Origin of the sequence: Arthrobacter sp. StoSoilB19 (genome assembly GCF_019977275.1) — a bacterium.
Taxonomy (GTDB): Bacteria; Actinomycetota; Actinomycetes; order Actinomycetales; family Micrococcaceae; genus Arthrobacter.
Genome location: NZ_AP024650.1, coordinates 766,728 through 790,844, shown reverse-complemented (window position 1 = coordinate 790,844; position 24,117 = coordinate 766,728). Strand labels below are relative to the sequence as shown.

Genomic DNA, 24,117 nt, shown 5'->3' with positions numbered 1-24,117 from the left:
GTGTGATGTGGCGCACAACAACCGTGCGGCGTCACGTGGTGCTCCGCGCAAAGCCGCGGAGCATTTTGTGGGAACACAACTGAATAAACATGAACCATTCACAACGGATCGTCCGGCACGTACCTGCCGGTGAAGGGATTGATAACTGTGGCTACAGTTACTTTTGATAACGCTACGCGTCTGTACCCGGGCACAGATAAGCCCGCCGTCGATAAGCTCAACATCGACATCGCCGATGGCGAATTCCTGGTCCTCGTTGGACCCTCCGGCTGCGGCAAGTCCACCTCCCTGCGCATGCTCGCCGGCCTGGAGGACGTCAACGCAGGCCGCATCCTGATCGGTGACCGTGACGTCACCGATGTTCCGCCGAAGGACCGCGACATCGCGATGGTTTTCCAGAACTACGCGTTGTACCCGCACATGACTGTGGCCGACAACATGGGCTTCGCCCTGAAGATCGCCGGCGTCTCCAAGGAAGAGCGCGCCGAGCGCGTCCGCGAAGCCGCAAAGCTCCTTGACCTTGAGCAGTACCTGGACCGCAAGCCGAAGGCACTCTCCGGCGGCCAGCGCCAGCGTGTTGCCATGGGCCGCGCAATCGTCCGTAACCCCCAGGTCTTCCTCATGGATGAGCCGCTGTCCAACCTGGACGCCAAGCTCCGTGTCCAGACCCGCACCCAGATCGCATCTCTGACCCGCCGCCTGGGCGTCACCACCGTCTACGTCACGCACGACCAGGTCGAGGCCATGACCATGGGCGACCGCGTCGCCGTGCTGAAGGACGGCCTGCTGCAGCAGGTGGACACCCCCCGCAACCTCTACGACCGCCCCAAGAACGTCTTCGTTGCCGGCTTCATCGGCTCCCCCGCCATGAACCTGCTGGAACTTCCCGTCGTCGACGGCGGCGTCCAGTTCGGCGGCACCGTCTACCCCGTGCCGCGCGACGTCCTCGAAGAGGCACACGGCTCCACGGTTACGCTGGGCAGCCGTCCCGAGGACCTGGAAACCGCTCCGCACGGCGAAGGCCTGAAGGTTGAGGTAGATGTCGTTGAAGAGCTCGGCGCCGACGCCTACGTCTACGGCCACACCACGCTGGACGGCAAGGACCACGACATCGTGGCCCGTGTCGATGGCCGCCGCCCCCCGATGAAGGGCGAGGTCATTTACGTCCGTCCGCAGTCCGGCCACGTGCACCTCTTCGACACGAAGACCGGCCTGCGCCTGGGCGACTAAACTCCCCACCGGCACCCTAACGGCGTGGGCCCACCCACGCGCGTAACTGACGGCGGTCCGCACCTTTTCGCAACGGTGCGGGCCGCCGTCGGCCTTTAACCATGGCCGCACAGGATTTACCGTCCCTGCCCTGAGTACGGAAGAATTGAGCCCATGACCGAGGAACACAGCGCCCAGTGGCATGACGAACCCACAGACTATGCCCAGGTGGGTAAGCTCCCGCGGTTCGTGGCCGCCAGCGCCGACGAGAACAAGGCCGCTTCGGTAGCCTCCTCGCTGAGCATCACCGCCGCAGCGGCGGATCCGGAGCTGCTGGACCTGCCCTGGCACATCGCCCTCGAGGAGTGGCCGGCGCAGTACCTGGCCGCACTCCCCCGGGGCATCTCCCGGCACATCGTGCGCTTCGCCCACCTTGGCGGCTCGGTGATTGCCATCAAGGAAACCTCCGAGCATGTGGCCCGGCACGAGTACCACATGCTGCGCAAGCTGGCCCGGCTGGACGTCCCCTGCGTGGAACCCGTGGCCGTGATCACCGGCCGCACCACCCCTGACGGACGCCCGCTGAACCCCGTCCTGGTGACCCGGCACCTGAAATTCTCCATGCCGTACCGCGCACTGTTTTCGCAGATGCTGCGCAAGGACACCCTGACCCGCCTCATCGACGCCCAGGCGCTGCTCATGGTGCGGCTGCACCTGATCGGGTTCTACTGGGGCGACGTCTCGCTGTCCAACACCCTGTTCCGCCGCGACGCCGGCGCGTTTGCCGCCTACCTGGTGGACGCCGAAACCGGTGAGCTCTACCCCGACCTCTCCACCGGCCAGCGCGAATACGACCTTGAGATCGCCAGGGTGAACATCGCCGGCGAGCTGATGGACCTCCTGGATGGCGGTCTCATCGAGGAAAAGGTGGACCCCGTGGCCACCAGTGAGCTGATCATGGACAGCTACCGGCGGCTGTGGGCCGAGCTGACGGAGAAGGAATCCTTTGAGCTGGGCGAACGCTGGCGGGTGAGCGCCCGCATCCGGCGCCTGAACGAACTCGGCTTCGACGTCGAGGAATACGCCATAAAGACCACCCAGAACGGCTCCACCATCCAGCTCCAGCCCAAGGTGGTGGACGCGGGGCACCACCAGCGGCGGCTGCTGCGGCTTACCGGCCTGGACGCCCAGGAGAACCAGGCCCGCCGCCTCCTCAATGACATGGACTCCTTCCGGGCGGACAACAACCCGGACATGGATGAGGAATACAGCGCCCACCTGTGGGTCAGCCAGATCTTCGAACCGATCGTGCGCGCCATTCCCCGGGACCTGTCCGGCAAACTGGAGCACGCCGAAGTGGTCCACGAGGTCCTGGAGCACCGGTGGTACATGTCCGAGAAGCAGGAGCGCCACATTCCGCTGGCGGAAGCTGTCCAGTCCTACATCGACTCGATCCTCCGGCACCGCCGGGACGAGGCCGCGATCATGCTGAACCCTGATACCGAGCTGCTGAAAATCCTTGAGGTGGAGACCGAGGAGTCCCGTTACGGCGAAGACGAATCGGTGGACGAATACCCGGATTCGGACGACTGAGTCCTAGATCGCCTTACCGGGGTTGAGGATCCCCGCGGGATCGAACAGGTCCTTGATCCTGCGCTGGAGCTCCCGCACCGGTTCCGGCTGCTCCTGTCCCAGCCACCGGAGCTTGTACTGCCCTACTCCGTGCTCACCGGTGATGGTGCCGCCCATCGCCAGCGCCGCGGTGATGGACTCGTCCAGTGCCGCCTGCAGCCGCTGCATGGCTGCGGAGTCCACGCTTGCCCCCTGCCGGTCGATCCAAAATGTGGGGTGCAGGTTGCCGTCACCCGCGTGGGCCACCACCTTGAGGTGTACCTGCTGCCTGGCGGCCATGGCTTCGAGTTCCGCGACGTAGTCCACCAACCGGGAGCGGGGAACGGCCACGTCCTCGCCTACACGGTACTCGTCGTCCACCTCCGTCCCCCTGCTGTGCCGGCGGAGTTCCACCAGGCGCTCCGCCTCGGCGCTTGCCTCAGTAGTCACCGTTGCCCCGCCGGCGCGGAGGACCTGGCGCACAACCTCCGCTTCCGCGGCGGCGCCAAACCCGTCGGTCTGGACCAGCAGGAGTGATTTTCCGCGGGCGGTGAGGTCGGAGCCGTGGATGTCGTCGAGCTGGGCCAGGGTACCGCCGTCGAGCAGTTCCGTGATCGCCGGCTGGACGCGTGCCTTGCCTACGGCCAGGACCCCTGCGGCAGCCATCCTGAAGTCCGGGTAGAAGGCGGCCACGGTGTGGACTTCCCGTGGCAGGTACTTCAGGCGCACGGTGATTCCGACGACGACGCCCAGGGTTCCTTCGGATCCCACGAAGAGGCCCGTCAGGTCATAGCCCGCCACGCCTTTGAAGGTTTGGTGGCCTGTGTGGATGAGGGACCCGTCGGCCAGGACCACATCCAGTGCCAGGACCGAATCCCTGGTGACCCCGTACTTGGCGCAGCGCAGGCCGCCGGCATTGGTGGCCACGTTCCCGCCGATGGTGGAGCTTCGGAAACTGGCCGGATCGGGGGCATACATGAGGCCGTGCGCTGCTGCGGCTTCGTTGAGGACCGCGTTCACCACGCCGGGCTCCACCATGGCTGTCTCATCGTCTGGGTTCAGGGCGAGGATCCGGTTCATCCGCTCCAGCGAAAGGATGATGCAGTTCCTGGTGGCATGGGCACCACCGGAAACGCCTGTACCCGCACCCCGGGGGACAATGGCCACTCCGCTGCCGGCGCAGGTTTTCATCACCGCCTGCACGTCGGCCACTGATTCGGCGAACACCACCGCCAGGGGAAGCTGGAAATCGATGACGGGGGCCTGGTCGATGGCGTACCGCCGGAGCGAGACCTCGCTGACATCCAGCTGCCCTGGCGCCAGGATGGCCTCCAGCTCGTCAACGATGCTTCCCACAAAGCCTCCACCCGTCGTCGGACATGTCTACCCAGTCTAGGGCGTGCGACGCTCCGGTCTTCTGGATTTGCCGGCGTGCAATCGCTTCCAGTTGTTGGACTGCAGAGCCTCGAAAGTTCGTGTAAAATTAGGCGAAACATGTATGGAAGCGTTTTCATTTATCGCCCGTCCGCCGCTATGCTGGCTTTCATGTCTGTCGATACTGTGACCCAGGACACCTCAGCTGCCACTGGCCCCCTGACGCTCATCCACGCTGCCGATACCGCTCCCGGCTGGTGGCGCTCTGCCGTGATCTATCAGGTCTACCCCCGGTCATTCCGGGACCTGAACGGTGACGGCGTGGGAGACCTCGCGGGAATTACCGAGGAACTGCCGCATCTGGCGGACCTGGGTGTCGACGCTGTTTGGCTGTCACCCTTTTACCGTTCCCCCCAGCGTGACGCCGGATACGACGTCAGCGACTACTGCGACGTTGACCCGATCTTTGGCACACTCGCCGACTTCGACGTCATGATGGCCGAATCCCACCGCCTGGGCCTGCGGGTCATCGTGGACCTGGTGCCCAACCACTGTTCGGACCAGCATCCGGCGTTCCAGGCAGCCCTTGCGGCACCGGCCGGTAGCCCCGAACGGGACATGTTCATCTTCCGTGACGGCACCGGGCCTGACGGAGAGGAGCCACCGAACAACTGGCAGTCACACTTTGGCGGACCTGCCTGGACACGGGTAACAGACGCCGACGGCCGGCCGGGCCAGTGGTACCTGCACCTCTTTGACTCCTCCCAGCCGGACTTCAACTGGGACAACCCCGCCGTCCACGCCGAGTTCGAGCGCGTGCTGCGTTTCTGGTTGGACCGCGGCGTGTCCGGTTTCCGGGTGGACGTAGCCCATGCCCTGGTCAAGGCCCCGGGCCTGCCCGCCTGGGGCGGCCGGGCCGATGGCGGCAACAGCGACGGGTACCCCGGCCACGAGGCACCCATGTTCGGGCAACCCGGCGTCCACGACATCTACCGCAACTGGCGGCTGATCCTGGACGAGTACGGCCCGGACCGGATCCTCTGCGCCGAGGCAAGCGTGGACCTTCACCGGCTGGCCCACTGGGTCAGGCCCGACGAGATGCACCAGGCGTTCAATTTCCCCTACCTCCATGCGGGCCTGGACGTCTACCGGCTGCGCTCGGTCATCACCGATTCCCTGACCGTCCTTGACGGCGTCGGCGCCCCGAGCACATGGGTGCTGTCCAACCACGATGTGGTCCGCCATGCCAGCCGGTTTGGCTACAACGGCCATGGCCCACGGGACGGCGACGGCATCGGGGCGGCCGATCCCCAGCCGGATGAGGAACTCGGCCGGCAGCGCGCAGCTGCTGCCTCGCTGTTCATGCTGGGACTGCCCGGTGCCGCCTACCTCTACCAGGGCGAGGAGCTGGGGCTGCCGGACGGCATCGACATCCCCGGCCACCTGCGCCAGGACCCCACGTTCGCCCGGACCGGCGGGCAGCGGCTTGGCCGTGACGGCTGCCGGGTGCCGCTGCCCTGGCGTGCCGGAGAACAACACCTGGGCTTCGGTTCGGGAAATGAACCATGGCTGCCCATTCCCGCTTCCTTTGGCGGGTTGGCGAGGGACCTGCAGGCGGAATCGCCGTCGTCGCACCTGTCCCTCTACCGCGACGCCCTGGCACGCCGCCGCGACCTGGACCTGGGCCGGGGATCCCTGTCCTGGGCCGAGGACTGGTGCACCGGGTCATCGCTGGGCTACCTCAACGGCACTACGCTGGTGGTTATGAACCTGAACCACGAGCCGCTGGAGATACCTGCGGGCCGCGTCCTTATCCGCAGTACGAGGTCCGGCACGGAAGGACTGCTGGCTTCGGGCGAAACCGCCTGGATCCGCATCACAGCAGCAGGCTGACCATGGCGGGCATCAAAGAAGTTGCCAGCCGGGCCGGCCTGTCCGTGGCCACCGTCTCCAGGGCGCTGAGCGGCAAGTCCAACGTCTCCTCCAGGAGCCGCCGCCTTGCGCAGGAGGCGGCACGGGAACTCGGGTTCGTCCCCTCTTACCACGCCTCCAGCCTCGCCTCCGGGCGGAACCACAACATCGGCCTGGTGGTGCCCAACGTCCAGCGCTGGTATTTCTCTTCGGTCCTGGAGGGCGTTTCGGAAGCCCTCCTGGACGCCGGCTACGACCTGACGCTGTACAACGTGGGAGAGCAGCCGGAGCACCGCAGCAGCATTTTGAACGACTTCCTGCTGCGGAAACGCCTGGACGCCGTCATTGCGGTGGCGCTGGTACTCAGCGAGGAAGAGATCGGCCAGCTGCTCGCCGTGCACCGTCCGATTGTGGGCATCGGCGGGGCGCTGCGGGGCGCCTCGACCATAAGGATCGACGACGAAGGCCTGGCCATGATGGCCACCCGGCACCTGATCGGGCTGGGCCATACCCGGATCGCGCATGTTACCGGGGATGCGGCCTTGAACCGGGACTTCAACCTTCCGCAGCTGCGCCAGAAGGGCTTTGCAGCGGCTATGGCAGCAGCCGGGCTGACGGTGCGGCAAGAGTGGCAGGCCACGGCCGACTTCACCATCCAGGGCGCGTACGCGGCGGGCCGCCGGCTCCTGGGCACCTCCGCTGACCGCCCCACCGCAGTCTTCGCCGCGTCCGACGAGATGGCCGTGGGCATCATGCTCGCCGCCCGGGACTTCGGCCTTCAGGTCCCACAGGACCTTTCCGTCGTGGGGATTGACGGGCACGAACTTGCAGAGACCTTTGGGCTGACCACCATCAGCCAGGATCCACGCGGACAGGGAAGGCTCGCGGCTGCCACTGCTTTGGCCCTGCTGGACAATGCGGGTGGAAGTTCCGAGGGCGCAAGTTCCGAGGGCGCAGGTTCCGACGGCGGCCTAGCGGCGGATGGAGCGCGGGACCAGGAATACCCTACGGAGTTTGTGATCCGGAACAGCACCGCCGTGCCGCCGGACAAGGCCGCGGGGCGGGGCTAGGCCACGCCTCCAGTCGCGCTGTCCTCTGCGGCGTCCCCGGCGCCCATGAACCGCGCATACCTGTCCAGGATCCGGGGCCACGCCTCCGCGTACTCTTGACGCGCGGCGGCAGGATCCTCGGCGCCTTCCCACCCTTCATGGAAGACCCGGACTTCAGTTCCGCCGCCGAGGGCGCGGAACGCCACCAGGAGCTCGGTGGACCACAGCGCCGTAGTGCCGGGATGCCAGGTGGCATGGAAGGACAGGGGCGGCTGCCAGTCATCAAGGGTTCCCCAGATACTGGTGCGGCCGTCATCGGCTGTTTCGAGGATGAGGTTCTCTTCAAACTCCACGTAGGAGCCGGCACCATAGACACTGTGCTGCTCAAGGGGCCACCAGAGGTGGGTGTGCTCCGTGAAACCAACGAAAGCCCGGGCCACGGGACCGGGCACGACTACGGTGTGGACCACCGGTTCCAGCGGCTCAATTGCCCGCTGTCCGGCTTCTTCGAAAGGGTCCTGCGGGTGGCTGAAGATGCTGCTCATGAGGGACTACTCTACCCCCGGGCACGGTGCCCGGGGGTAGAGTCCGCCCGGAGGCAGGGCATCCTCTTTGTGCTGTTCGGTTAAAGCAGCAGGGCCCTGACATTCGTTGTCAGGGCCCTGCTTAATGTGTGTCCGGCGGTGACCTACTCTCCCACACCCTCCCGGGTGCAGTACCATCGGCGCTGTGGGTCTTAGCTTCCGGGTTCGGAATGGGACCGGGCGTTTCCCCCACGCTATGACCGCCGTAACCCTTGTACCCGCCCGCCCGGTGTTTTGTTCGGGGGTGGGAAGTCTGGTGGTTACAACATTGTGGTGTTGTTATTCAGTTGTGGTGGTTCCGTGCCGTGACAACCCGTGTGTTGGGGGGTTGTTGGTTGGGAACCACATAGTGGACGCAAGCAGAGTTTGTATGTATCTGTGTGGTGTAAGTTGTTGGCCTATTAGTACCGGTCAGCTTCACGAGTCGTTAGTCCTCGCTTCCACATCCGGCCTATCAACCCAGTGGTCTGGCTGGGGGCCTCTCACACCCGAGGGTGTATGGAAATCTCATCTCGAAGCGAGCTTCCCGCTTAGATGCTTTCAGCGGTTATCCCATCCGAACGTAGCTAATCAGCGGTGCACTTGGCAGTACAACTGACACACCAGAGGTTCGTCCGTCCCGGTCCTCTCGTACTAAGGACAGCCCTTCTCAAATTTCCTGCGCGCGCAGCGGATAGGGACCGAACTGTCTCACGACGTTCTAAACCCAGCTCGCGTACCGCTTTAATGGGCGAACAGCCCAACCCTTGGGACCTACTCCAGCCCCAGGATGCGACGAGCCGACATCGAGGTGCCAAACCATGCCGTCGATATGGACTCTTGGGCAAGATCAGCCTGTTATCCCCGAGGTACCTTTTATCCGTTGAGCGACGGCCATTCCACAATGTACCGCCGGATCACTAGTCCCGACTTTCGTCCCTGCTCGAGATGTCTCTCTCACAGTCAAGCTCCCTTGTGCACTTACACTCGACACCTGATTGCCAACCAGGCTGAGGGAACCTTTGGGCGCCTCCGTTACTTTTTAGGAGGCAACCGCCCCAGTTAAACTACCCATCAGGCACTGTCCCTGACCCGGATTACGGGCCGAAGTTAGATGTCCAAAGTGACCAGAGTGGTATTTCAACGATGACTCCACCCGAACTGGCGTCCGGGCTTCAACGTCTCCCACCTATCCTACACAAGCCACTCCGAACACCAATACCAAACTATAGTAAAGGTCTCGGGGTCTTTCCGTCCTGCTGCGCGTAACGAGCATCTTTACTCGTACTGCAATTTCGCCGAGTTTATGGTTGAGACAGCGGGGAAGTCGTTACTCCATTCGTGCAGGTCGGAACTTACCCGACAAGGAATTTCGCTACCTTAGGATGGTTATAGTTACCACCGCCGTTTACTGGGGCTTAAATTCTCAGCTTCGCCTTGCGGCTAACCGGTCCTCTTAACCTTCCAGCACCGGGCAGGAGTCAGTCCGTATACATCGTCTTGCGACTTCGCACGGACCTGTGTTTTTAGTAAACAGTCGCTTCCCCCTGGTCTCTGCGGCCCCGATCCCCTCCACACCGCAAAGGGTGTATCAAGGTTGGGGCCCCCCTTCTCCCGAAGTTACGGGGGCATTTTGCCGAGTTCCTTAACCATAATTCTCTCGATCGCCTTGGTATTCTCTACCTGATCACCTGTGTCGGTTTGGGGTACGGGCGGCTAAAACCTCGCGTCGATGCTTTTCTCGGCAGCATAGGATCACCAAATCCCCCCAAACGGGGGTCCCATCAGATCTCAGGCACCATGAGTGGCGGATTTGCCTACCACTCGCCCTACATCCTTAGACCGGGACAACCATCGCCCGGCTCGGCTACCTTCCTGCGTCACACCTGTTAATACGCTTGCCTCCCGGGATCAGGTCCTGCGCTCCACCAAAACCCTCACACCACAAGGGCGCTCGGGCAGGCTTCGGGCAGTTAGTATCCCCCGCTCAGCATGGGCGGTTTTTCGCCGGTACGGGAATATCAACCCGTTGTCCATCGACTACGCCTGTCGGCCTCGCCTTAGGTCCCGACTTACCCAGGGCAGATTAGCTTGACCCTGGAACCCTTGATCATTCGGCGGACGGGTTTCTCACCCGTCTTTCGCTACTCATGCCTGCATTCTCACTCGTGTAGGCTCCACCGCTGGTTTACACCGCGACTTCACCGCCCACACGACGCTCCCCTACCCATCCACACGCCTGAACCACAAGGGCTTAGCTAAAATGTGAATGCCACAACTTCGGCGGTGTACTTGAGCCCCGCTACATTGTCGGCGCGGAATCACTTGACCAGTGAGCTATTACGCACTCTTTTAAGGGTGGCTGCTTCTAAGCCAACCTCCTGGTTGTCTGGGCAACTCCACATCCTTTCCCACTTAGCACACGCTTAGGGGCCTTAGTTGGTGGTCTGGGCTGTTTCCCTCTCGACTATGAAGCTTATCCCCCACAGTCTCACTGCTGCGCTCTCACTTACCGGCATTCGGAGTTTGGCTGACGTCAGTAACCTTGTAGGGCCCATTAGCCATCCAGTAGCTCTACCTCCAGCAAGAAACACGCAACGCTGCACCTAAATGCATTTCGGGGAGAACCAGCTATCACGAAGTTTGATTGGCCTTTCACCCCTACCCACAGCTCATCCCCTCCATTTTCAACTGAAGTGGGTTCGGTCCTCCACGACGTCTTACCGTCGCTTCAACCTGGCCATGGGTAGATCACTTCGCTTCGGGTCTAGATCACGCCACTCACACGCCCTATTCAGACTCGCTTTCGCTACGGCTGCCCCACACGGGTTAACCTCGCGACGTAACACTAACTCGCAGGCTCATTCTTCAAAAGGCACGCCGTCACCAGAATCAGACTGGCTCCGACGGATTGTAAGCACACGGTTTCAGGTACTGTTTCACTCCCCTCCCGGGGTACTTTTCACCTTTCCCTCACGGTACTGGTCCGCTATCGGTCATTAGGGAGTATTTAGGCTTATCAGGTGGTCCTGACAGATTCGCACGGGATTTCTCGGGCCCCGTACTACTTGGGATACTCTCACAGGCGGTACAAACACATTACGGTTACGGGACTAACACCCTCTCTGGCCGGCCTTTCAAAACCGTTCACCTATGCGCGCACATCACACCCCACCAGCCCGGCAGAACTGGTATGGAAAGTCCCACAACCCCGACCATGCAACGCCCGCCGGCTATCACACATGGAACGGTTTAGCCTGATCCGCGTTCGCTCGCCACTACTAACGGAATCACTATTGTTTTCTCTTCCTGCGGGTACTGAGATGTTTCACTTCCCCGCGTTCCCCCCACGCACCCTATGTGTTCAGGTACGGGTCACCGAGTCACTCGCGCGCTCGGCGGGGTTTCCCCATTCGGACACCCTGGGATCACAGTCCGGTTATCGACTCCCCCAGGCTTATCGCAGATTCCTACGTCCTTCTTCGGCTCCTAATGCCAAGGCATCCACCGTGTGCTCTTAAAAACTTGACCACAAAGATCAAAAACATTTCTCGAGAGAACCACAGAAACCAACCACACCCCAACACCCAAAGGGCATCAACAGCGCAGCCAGATCCAGGTTCATTAATCTTGGAAATTGCTTCTTATACAAGATGCTCGCGTCCACTATGTAGTTCTCAAACAACAACCCCACACCACACACCCCACACACCCAAACAGGCGCACGGAACGTCACGGCAGGGAAACCAGAAACAAACAAACCCGACAAGGAACCACCACGACCAAAGCCGCAGCAACCCCTCCCCGGCCCTGTTGCCTCAGGACCCAACAGTGTGCCAAACACAAAACCACGCATCCCCGCGCCCACCGTTCCAGAACCATCACTGGCTCGTACTAGACAAGACAAAAAAACACGCAGCCGCTATTTGCTGATATTCCACCCATGAGCACCCGCCACGGAACAATCGTCCATGCTGCGGGCTTGCTTCCTGACAACCCCCCACACCGGCATTCACCAGCACAGAAGAGTTGGAGGTGCTCCTTAGAAAGGAGGTGATCCAGCCGCACCTTCCGGTACGGCTACCTTGTTACGACTTAGTCCCAATCGCCAGTCCCACCTTCGACAGCTCCCTCCCACAAGGGGTTAGGCCACCGGCTTCGGGTGTTACCAACTTTCGTGACTTGACGGGCGGTGTGTACAAGGCCCGGGAACGTATTCACCGCAGCGTTGCTGATCTGCGATTACTAGCGACTCCGACTTCATGGGGTCGAGTTGCAGACCCCAATCCGAACTGAGACCGGCTTTTTGGGATTAGCTCCACCTCACAGTATCGCAACCCTTTGTACCGGCCATTGTAGCATGCGTGAAGCCCAAGACATAAGGGGCATGATGATTTGACGTCGTCCCCACCTTCCTCCGAGTTGACCCCGGCAGTCTCCTATGAGTCCCCACCATCACGTGCTGGCAACATAGAACGAGGGTTGCGCTCGTTGCGGGACTTAACCCAACATCTCACGACACGAGCTGACGACAACCATGCACCACCTGTAAACCAGCCCCAAAGGGGAAACCACATTTCTGCAGCGGTCCGGTTCATGTCAAGCCTTGGTAAGGTTCTTCGCGTTGCATCGAATTAATCCGCATGCTCCGCCGCTTGTGCGGGCCCCCGTCAATTCCTTTGAGTTTTAGCCTTGCGGCCGTACTCCCCAGGCGGGGCACTTAATGCGTTAGCTACGGCGCGGAAAACGTGGAATGTCCCCCACACCTAGTGCCCAACGTTTACGGCATGGACTACCAGGGTATCTAATCCTGTTCGCTCCCCATGCTTTCGCTCCTCAGCGTCAGTTAATGCCCAGAGACCTGCCTTCGCCATCGGTGTTCCTCCTGATATCTGCGCATTTCACCGCTACACCAGGAATTCCAGTCTCCCCTACATCACTCTAGTCTGCCCGTACCCACCGCAGATCCGGAGTTGAGCCCCGGACTTTCACGGCAGACGCGACAAACCGCCTACGAGCTCTTTACGCCCAATAATTCCGGATAACGCTTGCGCCCTACGTATTACCGCGGCTGCTGGCACGTAGTTAGCCGGCGCTTCTTCTGCAGGTACCGTCACTTACGCTTCTTCCCTACTGAAAGAGGTTTACAACCCGAAGGCCGTCATCCCTCACGCGGCGTCGCTGCATCAGGCTTTCGCCCATTGTGCAATATTCCCCACTGCTGCCTCCCGTAGGAGTCTGGGCCGTGTCTCAGTCCCAGTGTGGCCGGTCACCCTCTCAGGCCGGCTACCCGTCGTCGCCTTGGTAGGCCATTACCCCACCAACAAGCTGATAGGCCGCGAGTCCATCCAAAACCACAAAAGCTTTCCACCAACCACCATGCGATGGAAGGTCATATCCGGTATTAGACCCAGTTTCCCAGGCTTATCCCAGAGTCAAGGGCAGGTTACTCACGTGTTACTCACCCGTTCGCCACTAATCCACCAGCAAGCTGGCATCATCGTTCGACTTGCATGTGTTAAGCACGCCGCCAGCGTTCATCCTGAGCCAGGATCAAACTCTCCGTTGAAGTAAAACAAAAACAGACACAACCACAACCACCGGAAATAACGGCAGAAACAGCTGCACAAAATTTGAAACCAGCTAAAAACACCATGCACACCACGGGGTGGCGGCACAGCACAATCAACCAATTACATACATAATCGGTATCAACAAACTTGGCACACTATTGAGTTCTCAAACAACAGACACACCCGGCACCACCCAAACCAACGTCCAGGCTCGCTCCGGAGCAACTTTCCAAACTTACCGGCTGATCTCTCTCGTGTCAAACCGGCGTCCGCGACCATCCTCAGCGTTAGCTTGGGGGGTTCGGTTTTCCGTCTGACTCCGTGGAGCAGCGCGGAAATAAACTCTACCACCACTAATTACGGATCGCCAGTCCGCTGCCGGAGGGCGTCCTGCGGGCAGCCAAAAGGCCCGGAACCACGCGGATTCCGGGCCTTTCGCTTACTGCATCTGCCGTTATTTCTTCCCGTCGGCCTGGTCAGCCGATGCGGCCCCGGGCTTGAAGTAGGACGCTCCCAGCGGGGGAAGCGTGACAGTAAGGGTGGCCGGCTGGCCATCCTGTCCCTCGTTGGTGGCCTTCAGCTCTCCACTGTTCAGCACACCCGATCCGCCGTAGGTGGTGTGGTCCGTATTAAGGACCTCGGTCCATGCGCCGGCCGTGGGAACTCCAAGGGTGTAGCCGACGTGCGGCGTACCGGAGAAGTTGATGGCGCAGACGACCGGGTTGCCGTCGGCGTCCCATCGGATGAAGGACAGGACGTTACGGTCGGCGTCTCCCCCGTTGATCCACTGGAAACCCGCAGGAACGTTGTCCTGGGTGTAGAGGGCGGGTGTGGCAGCGTACAGCTCGTTCAGGTCCTTGGTCAGCAGCTGCAGTCCGCGGTGCGCGGGGATGTCCGCGAGCCACCAGTCCAGTCCGTGCTGCTCAGACCACTCCGCTTCCTGGCCAAACTCGGTTCCCATGAAGATGAGCTGCTTGCCGGGGTGCGCCCATTGGTAGGCAAAGAAGGCGCGGAGGTTGGCCAGCTGCTGCCAGCGGTCGCCCGGCATCTTGCGGAGCATGGAGCCCTTGCCGTGGACAACTTCATCGTGGCTGATGGGCAGCAGGAAGTTCTCCGTGAAGGCGTAGACCAGGGAGAAGGTGACCGTTCCGTGGTGCCACTTGCGGTTGAAGGGATCCTCGGAGATGTACTTGAGGGAGTCGTGCATCCAGCCCATGTTCCACTTCAGGCCGAAGCCCAGGCCACCGTGGCTGGTGGGAGCGGTGACGCCCGGGAAGGCCGTCGACTCTTCCGCGATCATGACGGCGCCGGGGTGTGTCTTGTAGACGGTGGCGTTGACTTCCTGCAGGAAGGAGATGGCTTCCAGGTTTTCCCTTCCGCCGAAGCGGTTGGGCCGCCACTGGCCTTCCTGGCGGGAGTAATCGAGGTAGAGCATGGAGGCCACCGCGTCCACGCGCAGGCCGTCGATATGGAACTCATCCAGCCAGTACAGCGCGTTGGCCACCAGGAAGTTCCGGACCTCGGTGCGGCCGAAGTCGAAGATCAGGGTGCCCCAGTCCGGATGTTCCCCCAGCGCCGGATCCGCGTGCTCGTAAAGAGGCTCGCCGTCGAACTGGGCCAATGCCCAGGAATCCTTTGGGAAGTGTGCAGGCACCCAGTCCAGGAGCACGCCGATGCCCGCCTGGTGGAGGGCGTCCACCAGGTAGCGGAACTCGTCGGGATGTCCGAACCTGGACGTGGGTGCGAAATAGGAGGTGACCTGGTAACCCCAGGAACCGCCGAACGGATGCTCCGCGACGGGCATGAATTCCACGTGCGTGAACCCGAGCCACTTGACGTACTCCACCAGTTCGTCGGCGAGTTCACGGTAGCCAAGGCCCAGCCGCCAGGACCCGAGGTGCACTTCGTAGACGCTCATGGCCGAGTTGTGCGGGTCCCGTTTGGCCCGCGCTTCCATCCATTCGTCGTCCTTGAAGGCGTAGGAAGGTTCCACCACCCGGGACGCCGTCAGTGGGGGCACCTCCGTGCCGAAGGCCAGCGGATCGGCCTTTTCCACCCAGTAGCCGCCCCGTGTCAGGATCTCGTACTTGTAGCAGGCACCTGCCGGGACGCCGGGAATGAACACTTCCCAGACACCGGAGGAACCCAGCGACCGCATGGAGTTTTCCCGTCCGTCCCAGGCGTTGAAATCGCCCTTGACCCGGACGGCCTGCGCGTTGGGGGCCCAGACAGCGAACGACACACCGTTGACGTCCCCAAGCGATGATTTGTAGTGCCGCACGTGGGCACCGAGAACCTGCCACAGTTTTTCGTGCCGGCCTTCACCAATGAGGTGCAGGTCCACTTCGCCTACGGTGGGCAGGTAGCGGTAGGGCTCATCAATGGTCACCGGGTCCTTGCCCGGGTAGGTGACCGAGAGCCGGTAGTCGGGAACGTGGCCCTGGTCCTGCGGATCCAGGACCGCAACCCAAACGCCGTGTGCCTCGTGCTGCATTGGCACTTCACCGGCTTGGGTGACCACGGTGATCGCTTCGGCAAGATGCTTCACGGTGCGGATGGTGACATGCCCGTAGTCGTCCAGGTGCGCGCCCAGGACGGAGTGGGGGGCGTGGTGTTCACCGTTCGCGATCCTGCCCAGGGTGCCTTCATCCACGTGCAGCGGCACCCCCGGCTGGTCAGTTCGTGCTGAGCCTGTCATTTTGTTACCTTCCGATGCTGCACCGGCCTGATCGCCGGCACCGTTACCGCTTAGGAGCCGCCTGGAGGCGTTTACTGGAATCGCCACCCAGTCGGGCCTGTTACGCATTTCATAAACAACTTCGTACAGCGCCTTGTCCAGCCACAATGCCACAAACAGGGGCGAGGTCCGGTCCACCGTGCCGGGAATGACCCCCGCGTACCCGGCAAGGAAGGCATCAGCGCAATCGTCGACCCAGCTGTCCGGGACCTGCGCACCTTCCTGCTCGCGCTGCGCCGCACCGGCCGCGTAGTCGAAGGAGCGCAGCATTCCCACCACGTCCCGGAGTGGTACGTCCGGGACGTTCCGTTCGGAGATGGGCCGCAGGGGCTCGCCCTCGAAATCCAGGATGGCCCAGCGCGACTGGTCGCCGGATTGTCCGGTCACGAGGAGGATCTGGCCCAGGTGGAGGTCGCCGTGGATGCGCTGCAGCGGCCCGGCGGGAACCTTGTCCAGGTCAGCCAGCAGGGCGTCCAGGGCGTCGTCGTAAGGCCCGACGGCGGCACGGGCTTCCGCCCAAGCAGCGCGGACACGCTGGGCAACAGCAGCTCCTGGCGCCTTTCCGGGTTCGGGCTCGGCTGACTGCCCCAGTGCCTCCGCCAACCGCTTGTGCACCGTTGCGGTGGCCGCGCCCAGGGCTCGGGCTTCTGCCGTGAAGTCGGTGCCGGAGCGGGCGGCGTCAACCGCCAGCCGCCAGGCGTCGCGGCCGCCGGCGAGGAACTCGTGGGCCACCGCAAGCTCACCTTGGACGTAGCGGCTGCTTTGTCCGGCGTTACCGGATTTTCCGAGCCACTCCCCGCGGACCCAGCCCAGGGTGGCGGGGACTTCCGCTGTGCCGGCCCTGGTCAAGGCAGCACCGACTTCAATCTCCGGGTTGGTCCCGTCCGACAGGACGCGGAAGAATTTCACCATGGCGGCAGATTCGCCGTCGTCCACGATGACTGAACTGTTGGACTGCTCCCCCGAGAGCACCTTCACCACGCCCTTGGCAGTGGGCAGGCGGTGCGGCCCTTCCACCCGGAAGCCGGTGGCACTGCCGCTTGCGGCCTTCGACCCGTCCCGGATGAGGTCGAGCCAGGCGCCTACGAAGTCGGGGTCGTGGACAGCGTCGTAGACCCAGGGACGGGTTGGATCCATTCCTGCGGCTTCGCCTACCAGCGCCCGTTCCATGCCGCCGGCCGGTGCCGGGCGGAAGCTCAAGGGGACCTGGACCACGGCGCTGCGCGGGCCGCCGTCGGGCCCCTCCATGGTGACGTTGAGGAGGAATACGGCCAGCGCGGCGTGCCCGGTGGGATCCTCCAGGCCCAGGCTGCCGGCCTGGGAAATGGCGAAATCGGGTGTCTTGACGGGGAACCATCGCTGCTGCGGCAGCCATTCCTTGAGCAGCGCGGTCAGGGCGGGAGTGAGGATTGGCTGGTTCATCTCAGTTCTCTATCGACAGGATGGGCATGGCCTGGGTGAAGGGCGACGACGGATTGGACCCCGCCGACCGCATGCGGAGCCAGAAGAAGTCATGGCTTCCGAGGGTCAGGGTGAGGGTGCCGTCATCGCCGATGCCGGGGAAGATCTGTCCACCGAAGACGTCGCGCAACCCGCGCCCGGCATATTCCGGAATGCGCAGCGTGGCGGCGACGGGGTGCTGGGAGAGGTTGAAGGCGCACAAAATGATTTCTCCATCGACGCCCGCAGGGTTGCTGTCCGGCAGTTCACGAAGGTAGGCCAGGACGGCGTCGTGGTCCGCCTCCACGTGCTTGAACCCGCCCAGTCCGAAAGCCGGGTGGTTCTTGCGGACGCTGAGGATCTGCCGGGTCCAGCGCAGCAGGGACCCGGAGTGGGCAGCCTCCGCTTCGACATTGGCCATGCCGTAGTTGTAGACCAGCGACTGGATGGGCGGCAGGTACAGCTTGCCGGGATCCGCATGGGAGAAGCCGGCATTCCGGTCCGGGTTCCACTGCATGGGGGTGCGGACGGCGTCGCGGTCCTCAAGCCAGATGTTGTCCCCCATGCCGATCTCGTCCCCGTAGTACAGGAAGGGGCTGCCCGGAAGCGAGAGCAGGAGGGCATTGATCAACTCGATCTCGGCGCGGGAATTATCAAGCAGCGGTGCCAGCCTGCGCCGGATGCCGATGTTGGCCCGCATCCGGGGGTCGGGGGCGTACCAGCCCAGCATCGCCGCGCGCTCATCGGCGGTGACCATCTCCAGGGTCAGCTCGTCGTGGTTCCGGAGGAATGTTCCCCACTGCGCGCCCTCGGGGATGTCGGGGGTGTCGCGCATGGTTTCGATGATGGGAGCGGCCTTCTGGTCCCGCAGCGCGTAATAGAGGCGGGGCATGATGGGGAAGTGGAACGCCATGTGGCATTCGGGTTCCTCAACGGTGCCGAAATACTCCACCACTTCGGTGGGCGGCTGGTTTGCCTCGGCAATGATGACGCGGCCGGGATAGCTTTCGTCCACCATGGCCCGCAGCCGGCGGAGGAACTCGTGGGTGGCCGGGAGGTTCTCGCAGTTGGTGCCCTCTTCCTCAAAGAGGTAGGGGATGGCGTCTGCCCGGAAACCGTCGATCCCCTGGTCCAGCCAGAACCGGACAACGTCGAAGACGGCGTCGATCACCTTCGGGTTTTCGAAGTTCAGGTCAGGCTGGTGGCTGAAGAACCGGTGCCAGAAGAACTGCCGGCGGATGGGATCGAACGTCCAGTTCGATTCCTCGGTGTCGACGAAGATGATGCGCGCGTCCTGGTACTTCTCGTCCGTGTCGCTCCAGACGTAGAAGTCCCCGAAAGGGCCGTCCGGGTCCTTCCGCGATTCCTGGAACCACGGGTGCTGGTCGGAAGTGTGGTTCAGGGGCAGGTCGATGATCACCCGGACGCCGCGGGCATGGGCTTCTGCCACGAGGCGCTTGAAATCGCTGATGGTGCCGAATTCGTCCAGGACGGAGTTGTAGTCGGAGATGTCGTAGCCGCCGTCGCGCAGCGGTGACTGGAAGAACGGGGGCAGCCAGAGGCAGTCAACGCCCAGCCACTGCAGGTAATCCAACCGGTCGATGAGCCCGGAGAAATCCCCGGACCCATCGCCGTTGGCATCCGCAAAGGCCCTGACAAGTACTTCATAGAACACGGCCTTGCGGTACCACAGCGGGTCATGCTGGAGGCCAGGGGCATTTAGCTCGAACGTGCTCTTTGGGGTGAAGTGGCCGGAACTTTGCGGATTAAAACTCACGAATGCATTCTCCTCACGCTCAGGATGTGGGCCGGTTCCACGTGCGGGTCGAGCCGCACATAGTTGTACTCGCCCCACTCCCAGCTTTGGCCGGAGATCAGGTCGTCAACGTAGAAGCCGCCGCCCGGGGTGCGGTCCTGCGGATCGAGCTCCAGGGCTGCCAGGTCCAGCACCACGCTGCTTTCCTTGGTGACATGCGGGTCCACGTTGACCACCACGATGATGGTGTCCTTGGTCCCGTCGGGAAGGGTCTTGTGCTTGGAGTACACCACCGTGGATTCGTCCGTGCTCTGGTGGACCGTCAGGTTCTGAAGGTCCAGCAGCGCCGGGTGGTCACGGCGGATGTGGTTCAGCCGTGTGATGTACGGTGCCAGCGAGCGCCCGGACTCGGCTGCGGCGTCCCAGTCGCGGGCCTTGTACTCGAACTTCTCGTTGTCGATGTACTCCTCGGCGCCGGGCCGGGCCACATGCTCGTACAGTTCGTAGCCGGCGTAGACGCCCCAGAGCGGGCTTCCGGTGGAGGCAAGGACCGCCCGGATCCGGAACGCGGCGGGGCCGCCGTACTGCAGGTATTCGGTCAGGATGTCCGGGGTGTTGACGAAGAAGTTGGGGCGGAAGAAGGCCGGGGATTCGTGGCTGACTTCGTCGAAGTACGCCTCGATCTCCTTCTTGGTGTTGCGCCAGGTGAAGTAGGTGTAGGACTGCTGGAAGCCGGCCCTGCCCAGTGCGTGCATCATGGCGGGGCGGGTGAACGCTTCGGCGAGGAACACCACGCCCGGGACCGTTTTATTCACTTCGGCAATAAGCCATTCCCAGAACCACACCGGTTTGGTATGCGGGTTATCCACCCGGAAAATCTTTACGCCGTGGCTGACCCACAACAGGACAATCCGCAGAATTTCCCGGGAAAGCCCTTCAGGATCATTATCGAAATTGAGCGGATATATGTCCTGGTACTTCTTCGGCGGGTTTTCGGCGTAGGCAATGCTGCCGTCCACCCGGGTGGTGAACCATTCCGGATGGGACTCCACCCAAGGGTGGTCCGGGGCTGCCTGAAGCGCAAGGTCCAGGGCAACTTCCAGGCCCAGTTCGTTGGCCCGCGCCACGAAGGCGTCGAAGTCCCCGAAGGAACCGAGGTCGGGGTGGATGGCGTCATGGCCGCCCTCCTTGGCTCCAATGGCCCAGGGCGAGCCGGGATCATTGGGGCCGGCAACCAGGGTGTTGTTGGGTCCCTTGCGGTGCTGCACGCCGATGGGATGGATGGGCGGCATGTACAGGACGTCGAAGCCCATGGCGGCCACGGCGTCGAGCCGCCTTGCCGCGGTCCGGAAGTTTCCTGACGTCCAAGCGCCCGTGTTGTGGTCCTTGACCGCGCCTTCAGAGCGGGGGAAGAACTCGTACCAGGCGCCGCGGCCGGCGCGGTCCCGCTCCACCAGGAGGGGGAACTTCTCGGAAACCGTCACCAGTTCCCGGATGGGCTGCCGGGCCACGATGTCAGCGATTTCCTGGCTGAACCCTGCCCCGAGCCGTTCCTCGGTGCTGCGGGACTGGTCGGCCAGGACGTCGGAGGCGTGCCGCAGCGCTGCCCGGTCCACCTCGTCCCGGAAGTCCTCGGTGGACGCTTCGCCCAGCAGTTTGGCACCTTCGGTAAGCATGAGTTCGACGTCGATCCCGGCGTCGATCTTCACCTCGGCGTTGTGGTGCCAGGTGCCGTAGCGGTCGTGCCAGGCTTCGATCACAAAGGACCAGTTCCCGGTTTCCGACGGCGTGAGCACGCCTTCCCAGCGGTCCGTTCCCATGCCGCGTTCCCCGCGGGGCGGCGCGAGCCGCACACGCTGGCGCTCCGCGCCGGAGGGGTCCAGGAGCACGGCGCTCACACCGAGCTGGTCATGCCCTTCGCGGAAGGCGGTGGCGCCCACCACGATGGCTTCGCCGGGCAGGGCTTTGGCCGGAAACTTGCCGCCCTCGACGACGGGCTGCACTGCGGTAATGGGAAAACGCCCGAACCGAAGGCCCTCCGTGATACGGCGCTGGGGCATTTTGGTGGATGCGGCACTGGTTCCTGAGTTAGTCGTCACAGGCTCGACGTTAGCGAGAAATGGCCAGGATTGCTAAGCGTGCTCACTAAAATTCCTCGCGCCGCGGCCCAATTTCTTCACGCCCCTGTCATTTACCCAAAAGAAACCGAAAGCTGGTTCCAGCCGCGCATGTTGTCGATTAGTGTGACGCAGGTGAAGGCAATCCGCAGGTTTACGGTCCGTACAGTCCTCCCCGAGCCCATCCGGCCCCTGGCCAGGCTGGCCAGCAACTTGCGGTGGTCCTGGCACCGGCCCACGCGGGAGCTTTTCGCGGCACTGAACCCGCGCCTCTGGGAGGAAAGCGGGCAGGATCCCATCGGCTTCCTGGGAATGGTCAGCCGCGAGGAATTCCAGCGGCTCGCCGCGGACCAGTCAGTGGTGGACCGGGTGCGGGCTGCCGAAGAGGACCTCGACCGGTACCTTGAGGAACCCCGCTGGTACCAGGGCCTGGGCCCGGACGCCCCCGCCTCCATCGCCTACTTCTCCCCCGAGTTCGGCATTACCGAGGTCCTCCCCCAGTATTCGGGCGGCCTGGGCATCCTGGCCGGTGACCACTTGAAGGCTGCCTCGGACCTGGGTGTTCCCCTGATCGGGGTGGGCCTGCTGTACCAGGCGGGTTATTTCAAGCAATCACTCTCGCGCGATGCCTGGCAGCAGGAGACCTACCCGGTCCTGGATCCGGACGGGCTGCCCCTGACCTTGCTCCGCGAGCCGTCCCCCGACGGCAACGGCAAGGCCCTGCAGATCTCACTCCCCCTCCCCAACGGAAGGCGGCTGCTGGCACACATCTGGCGTGCCGACGTCGGACGCGTTCCCCTGCTCCTGCTGGACTCCAACGTGCCGGGCAACGACGATGCCGCCCGCAGCATCACGGACCGGCTGTACGGGGGCGGCGGCGACCACCGGCTGCAGCAGGAACTCCTGCTCGGCATGGGCGGCGTCAAGGCCCTGCGCGCTTTCCAGAAGCTGACAGGCTGCGCCGCACCGGAGGTGTTCCACACCAATGAAGGGCACGCCGGGTTCCTTGGGATCGAACGCATCCAGGAGCTGATGTCCGGTGAACAGGCCCTGAGCTTCGACGAAGCACTGGCCGCGGGGCGTGCCTCCACGGTGTTCACAACGCACACGCCCGTCCCGGCAGGCATTGACAGGTTCGAAATCAACCAGATCAGCCACTTCTTCCAGGCCGGCCTGGCTCCCGCGGTGCCGCTGGACCGGATCCTGGAACTGGGCAGGGAAAACTATGCGGACGGCAACCCGTCCGTCTTCAACATGGCGGTGATGGGCCTGCGCCTTGCCCAGCGCGCCAACGGCGTGGCCAAACTGCACGGCGAAGTGTCCCGCGGCATGTTCTCCGCCCTGTGGCCGGGCTTCGACCACTCCGAGGTGCCCATCACCTCGGTTACCAACGGCGTGCACGTACCCACCTGGGTGGACAGCCGCATCTCCAAACTGGCCCGCGACCAGTTCGGCAGCGAGGCGGAAGCGCTGGGCAAATGGGACCTGGCCTACAACGTCAGCGACGCCGATGTCTGGGCGCTCCGCCGGGAGATGCGGGCTGCGCTGGTGGAGGACGTCCGCCGCAGGCTGCGCGCTGCCTGGAAGAAGCGCGGCGCGGCCGACGCCGAGCTGGGCTGGACGGACAGCGTCCTGGACCCGGATGTGCTGACCATCGGTTTTGCCCGCCGGGTGCCCACTTACAAGCGGCTCACCCTGATGCTGCGCGAACCTGCCCGGCTCAAGGCGCTGCTGCTGCACAAGGAGCACCCCATCCAGCTGGTCATCGCTGGAAAGTCGCACCCTGCCGATGATGCCGGGAAGAAAATGATCCAGGACCTGGTGCGCTTCACGGACGATCCCGAGGTGCGGCACCGTATCGCGTTCCTGCCCAACTACGACATCGCCATGGCCAGGACCTTGTTCCCGGGCTGTGACGTCTGGCTGAACAACCCGCTGCGGCCGCTGGAGGCCTGCGGGACCTCCGGCATGAAGGCGGCGCTGAACGGCTCGCTGAACCTGTCCGTCCTGGACGGCTGGTGGGATGAGATGTACGACGGCGAGAACGGCTGGGCGATTCCCACCGCCAACAACGACGCCTCCCCCGAGGAACGCGACGACATCGAGGCGGCGGCGCTGTACGAGCTGCTTGAAACACAGGTGGCACCGCGCTTCTACGGGAGCACGGTATCCGAGGGGGCAGGAGCTGCCGGGCCTTCGACCACCAGGAGCGAGAAGGTCCCCACGCACTGGGTGTCCATGATCAAGCACACCCTGTCCCACCTGGGTCCGGCCGTTTCCGCGGAGCGCATGCTCCGCGACTACGTGAACATCCTGTACCGCCCCGCCGCCGAAGCCGGCCGCAGCGCCACCGCCAACTCCTATGCCCAGGCCCGTGCCCTGGCGTCGTGGTCGGCCAAGGTCCGCTTGGCCTGGCCCCAGGTGCACGTGGAGCACGTGGATTCCGTGGGTGTGTCCGAGGATCCGCAGATCGGCGACACACTGCAGGTCAACGCCTACATAGCGCTGAATGCCCTCACCCCCGAGGATGTCTGCGTGGAAGTGGCTTATGGCCGGGCCGAAGAGAACGACGCCCTGGCAGACATCACCATGATGGAGCTGCAGGTGAAGGAGGACCTTGGCAACGGACGGCACCTGTTCAGCGGTTCGCTGGTGATCGACCGCTCCGGACCGTTCGGATACACCGTCCGCGTACTGCCCCGGCATGAAGCACTGGCCTCCAAGGCGGAGCTGGGGCTGATCGTCAACGCTTAGCCCGCCGCTCCGATGGGTACGGC

Annotated in this window: 10 protein-coding genes and 3 rRNA genes; 5 read left to right on the top strand and 8 right to left on the bottom strand. The window is 63.2% G+C overall.

Features of this window, described 5'->3' with window-relative positions; all coding sequences use genetic code 11:
- The first annotated feature begins 147 nt into the window (after positions 1-147).
- Positions 148-1,230: a sn-glycerol-3-phosphate ABC transporter ATP-binding protein UgpC gene (gene ugpC / locus LDO86_RS03735; RefSeq protein ID WP_018772048.1), complete on the top strand. Its 1,083-nt coding sequence runs from the start codon at positions 148-150 to the stop codon at positions 1,228-1,230.
- Positions 1,231-1,383: 153 nt separating this feature from the next.
- Positions 1,384-2,802, top strand: a complete 1,419-nt coding sequence (locus LDO86_RS03730) for a DUF4032 domain-containing protein (protein WP_018772049.1) — start codon at positions 1,384-1,386, stop codon at positions 2,800-2,802.
- A gap of 3 nt (positions 2,803-2,805) precedes the next feature.
- On the opposite strand, the gene LDO86_RS03725 is transcribed toward LDO86_RS03730, so the two are convergent.
- Entirely contained in the window at positions 2,806-4,176 is a 1,371-nt protein-coding gene (locus LDO86_RS03725; RefSeq protein WP_018772050.1) for an FAD-linked oxidase C-terminal domain-containing protein, read from the bottom strand.
- 177 nt (positions 4,177-4,353) lie between these two features.
- On the opposite strand from LDO86_RS03725, the gene LDO86_RS03720 reads away from it, so the two are divergent.
- Positions 4,354-6,087 carry a glycoside hydrolase family 13 protein gene (locus tag LDO86_RS03720; RefSeq protein WP_018772051.1) on the top strand — a complete coding sequence of 578 codons (1,734 nt, stop codon included), beginning with the start codon at positions 4,354-4,356 and terminating at the stop codon, positions 6,085-6,087.
- Between the two features lie 2 nt (positions 6,088-6,089).
- Complete coding sequence (locus tag LDO86_RS03715) at positions 6,090-7,175, top strand: LacI family DNA-binding transcriptional regulator (protein ID WP_018772052.1); 1,086 nt, start codon at positions 6,090-6,092, stop codon at positions 7,173-7,175.
- On the opposite strand, the gene LDO86_RS03710 is transcribed toward LDO86_RS03715, so the two are convergent.
- From LDO86_RS03710 to LDO86_RS03680, 7 genes are all read right to left on the bottom strand, one after another.
- A complete protein-coding gene (locus tag LDO86_RS03710) occupies positions 7,172-7,699 on the bottom strand; it encodes a hypothetical protein (protein WP_018772053.1) in 528 nt (175 codons plus the stop codon). The two genes, LDO86_RS03715 and LDO86_RS03710, sit on opposite strands and share 4 nt — an antisense overlap.
- Positions 7,700-7,829: 130 nt before the next feature.
- Positions 7,830-7,946 (bottom strand): 5S ribosomal RNA (rrf, locus tag LDO86_RS03705).
- 172 nt (positions 7,947-8,118) lie between these two features.
- Positions 8,119-11,248 (bottom strand): 23S ribosomal RNA (locus LDO86_RS03700).
- A 515-nt stretch (positions 11,249-11,763) separates the two neighbouring features.
- A 16S ribosomal RNA gene (locus tag LDO86_RS03695) occupies positions 11,764-13,286 on the bottom strand.
- The 16S, 23S and 5S rRNA genes sit together here, the layout of an rRNA operon.
- 458 nt (positions 13,287-13,744) lie before the next feature.
- The gene (locus tag LDO86_RS03690) at positions 13,745-17,449 is read right to left on the bottom strand and encodes a 1,4-alpha-glucan branching enzyme (protein WP_018771178.1); all 3,705 of its coding nucleotides are present in this window, start codon (positions 17,447-17,449) and stop codon (positions 13,745-13,747) included.
- Between the two features lies 1 nt (position 17,450).
- On the bottom strand, positions 17,451-19,244 hold the full coding sequence (gene treS / locus LDO86_RS03685; RefSeq protein WP_018771179.1) for a maltose alpha-D-glucosyltransferase: 1,794 nt from the start codon (positions 19,242-19,244) through the stop codon (positions 17,451-17,453).
- Positions 19,241-21,283 carry an alpha-1,4-glucan--maltose-1-phosphate maltosyltransferase gene (locus LDO86_RS03680; protein ID WP_018771180.1) on the bottom strand — a complete coding sequence of 681 codons (2,043 nt, stop codon included), beginning with the start codon at positions 21,281-21,283 and terminating at the stop codon, positions 19,241-19,243. The genes treS and LDO86_RS03680 overlap by 4 nt, the downstream gene beginning before the upstream one ends.
- A 192-nt stretch (positions 21,284-21,475) precedes the next feature.
- Here LDO86_RS03680 and glgP point away from each other — a divergent pair, with 192 nt between their 5' ends.
- The gene (glgP, locus tag LDO86_RS03675) at positions 21,476-24,094 is read left to right on the top strand and encodes an alpha-glucan family phosphorylase (RefSeq protein WP_186447770.1); all 2,619 of its coding nucleotides are present in this window, start codon (positions 21,476-21,478) and stop codon (positions 24,092-24,094) included.
- Positions 24,095-24,117: the final 23 nt, after the last annotated feature.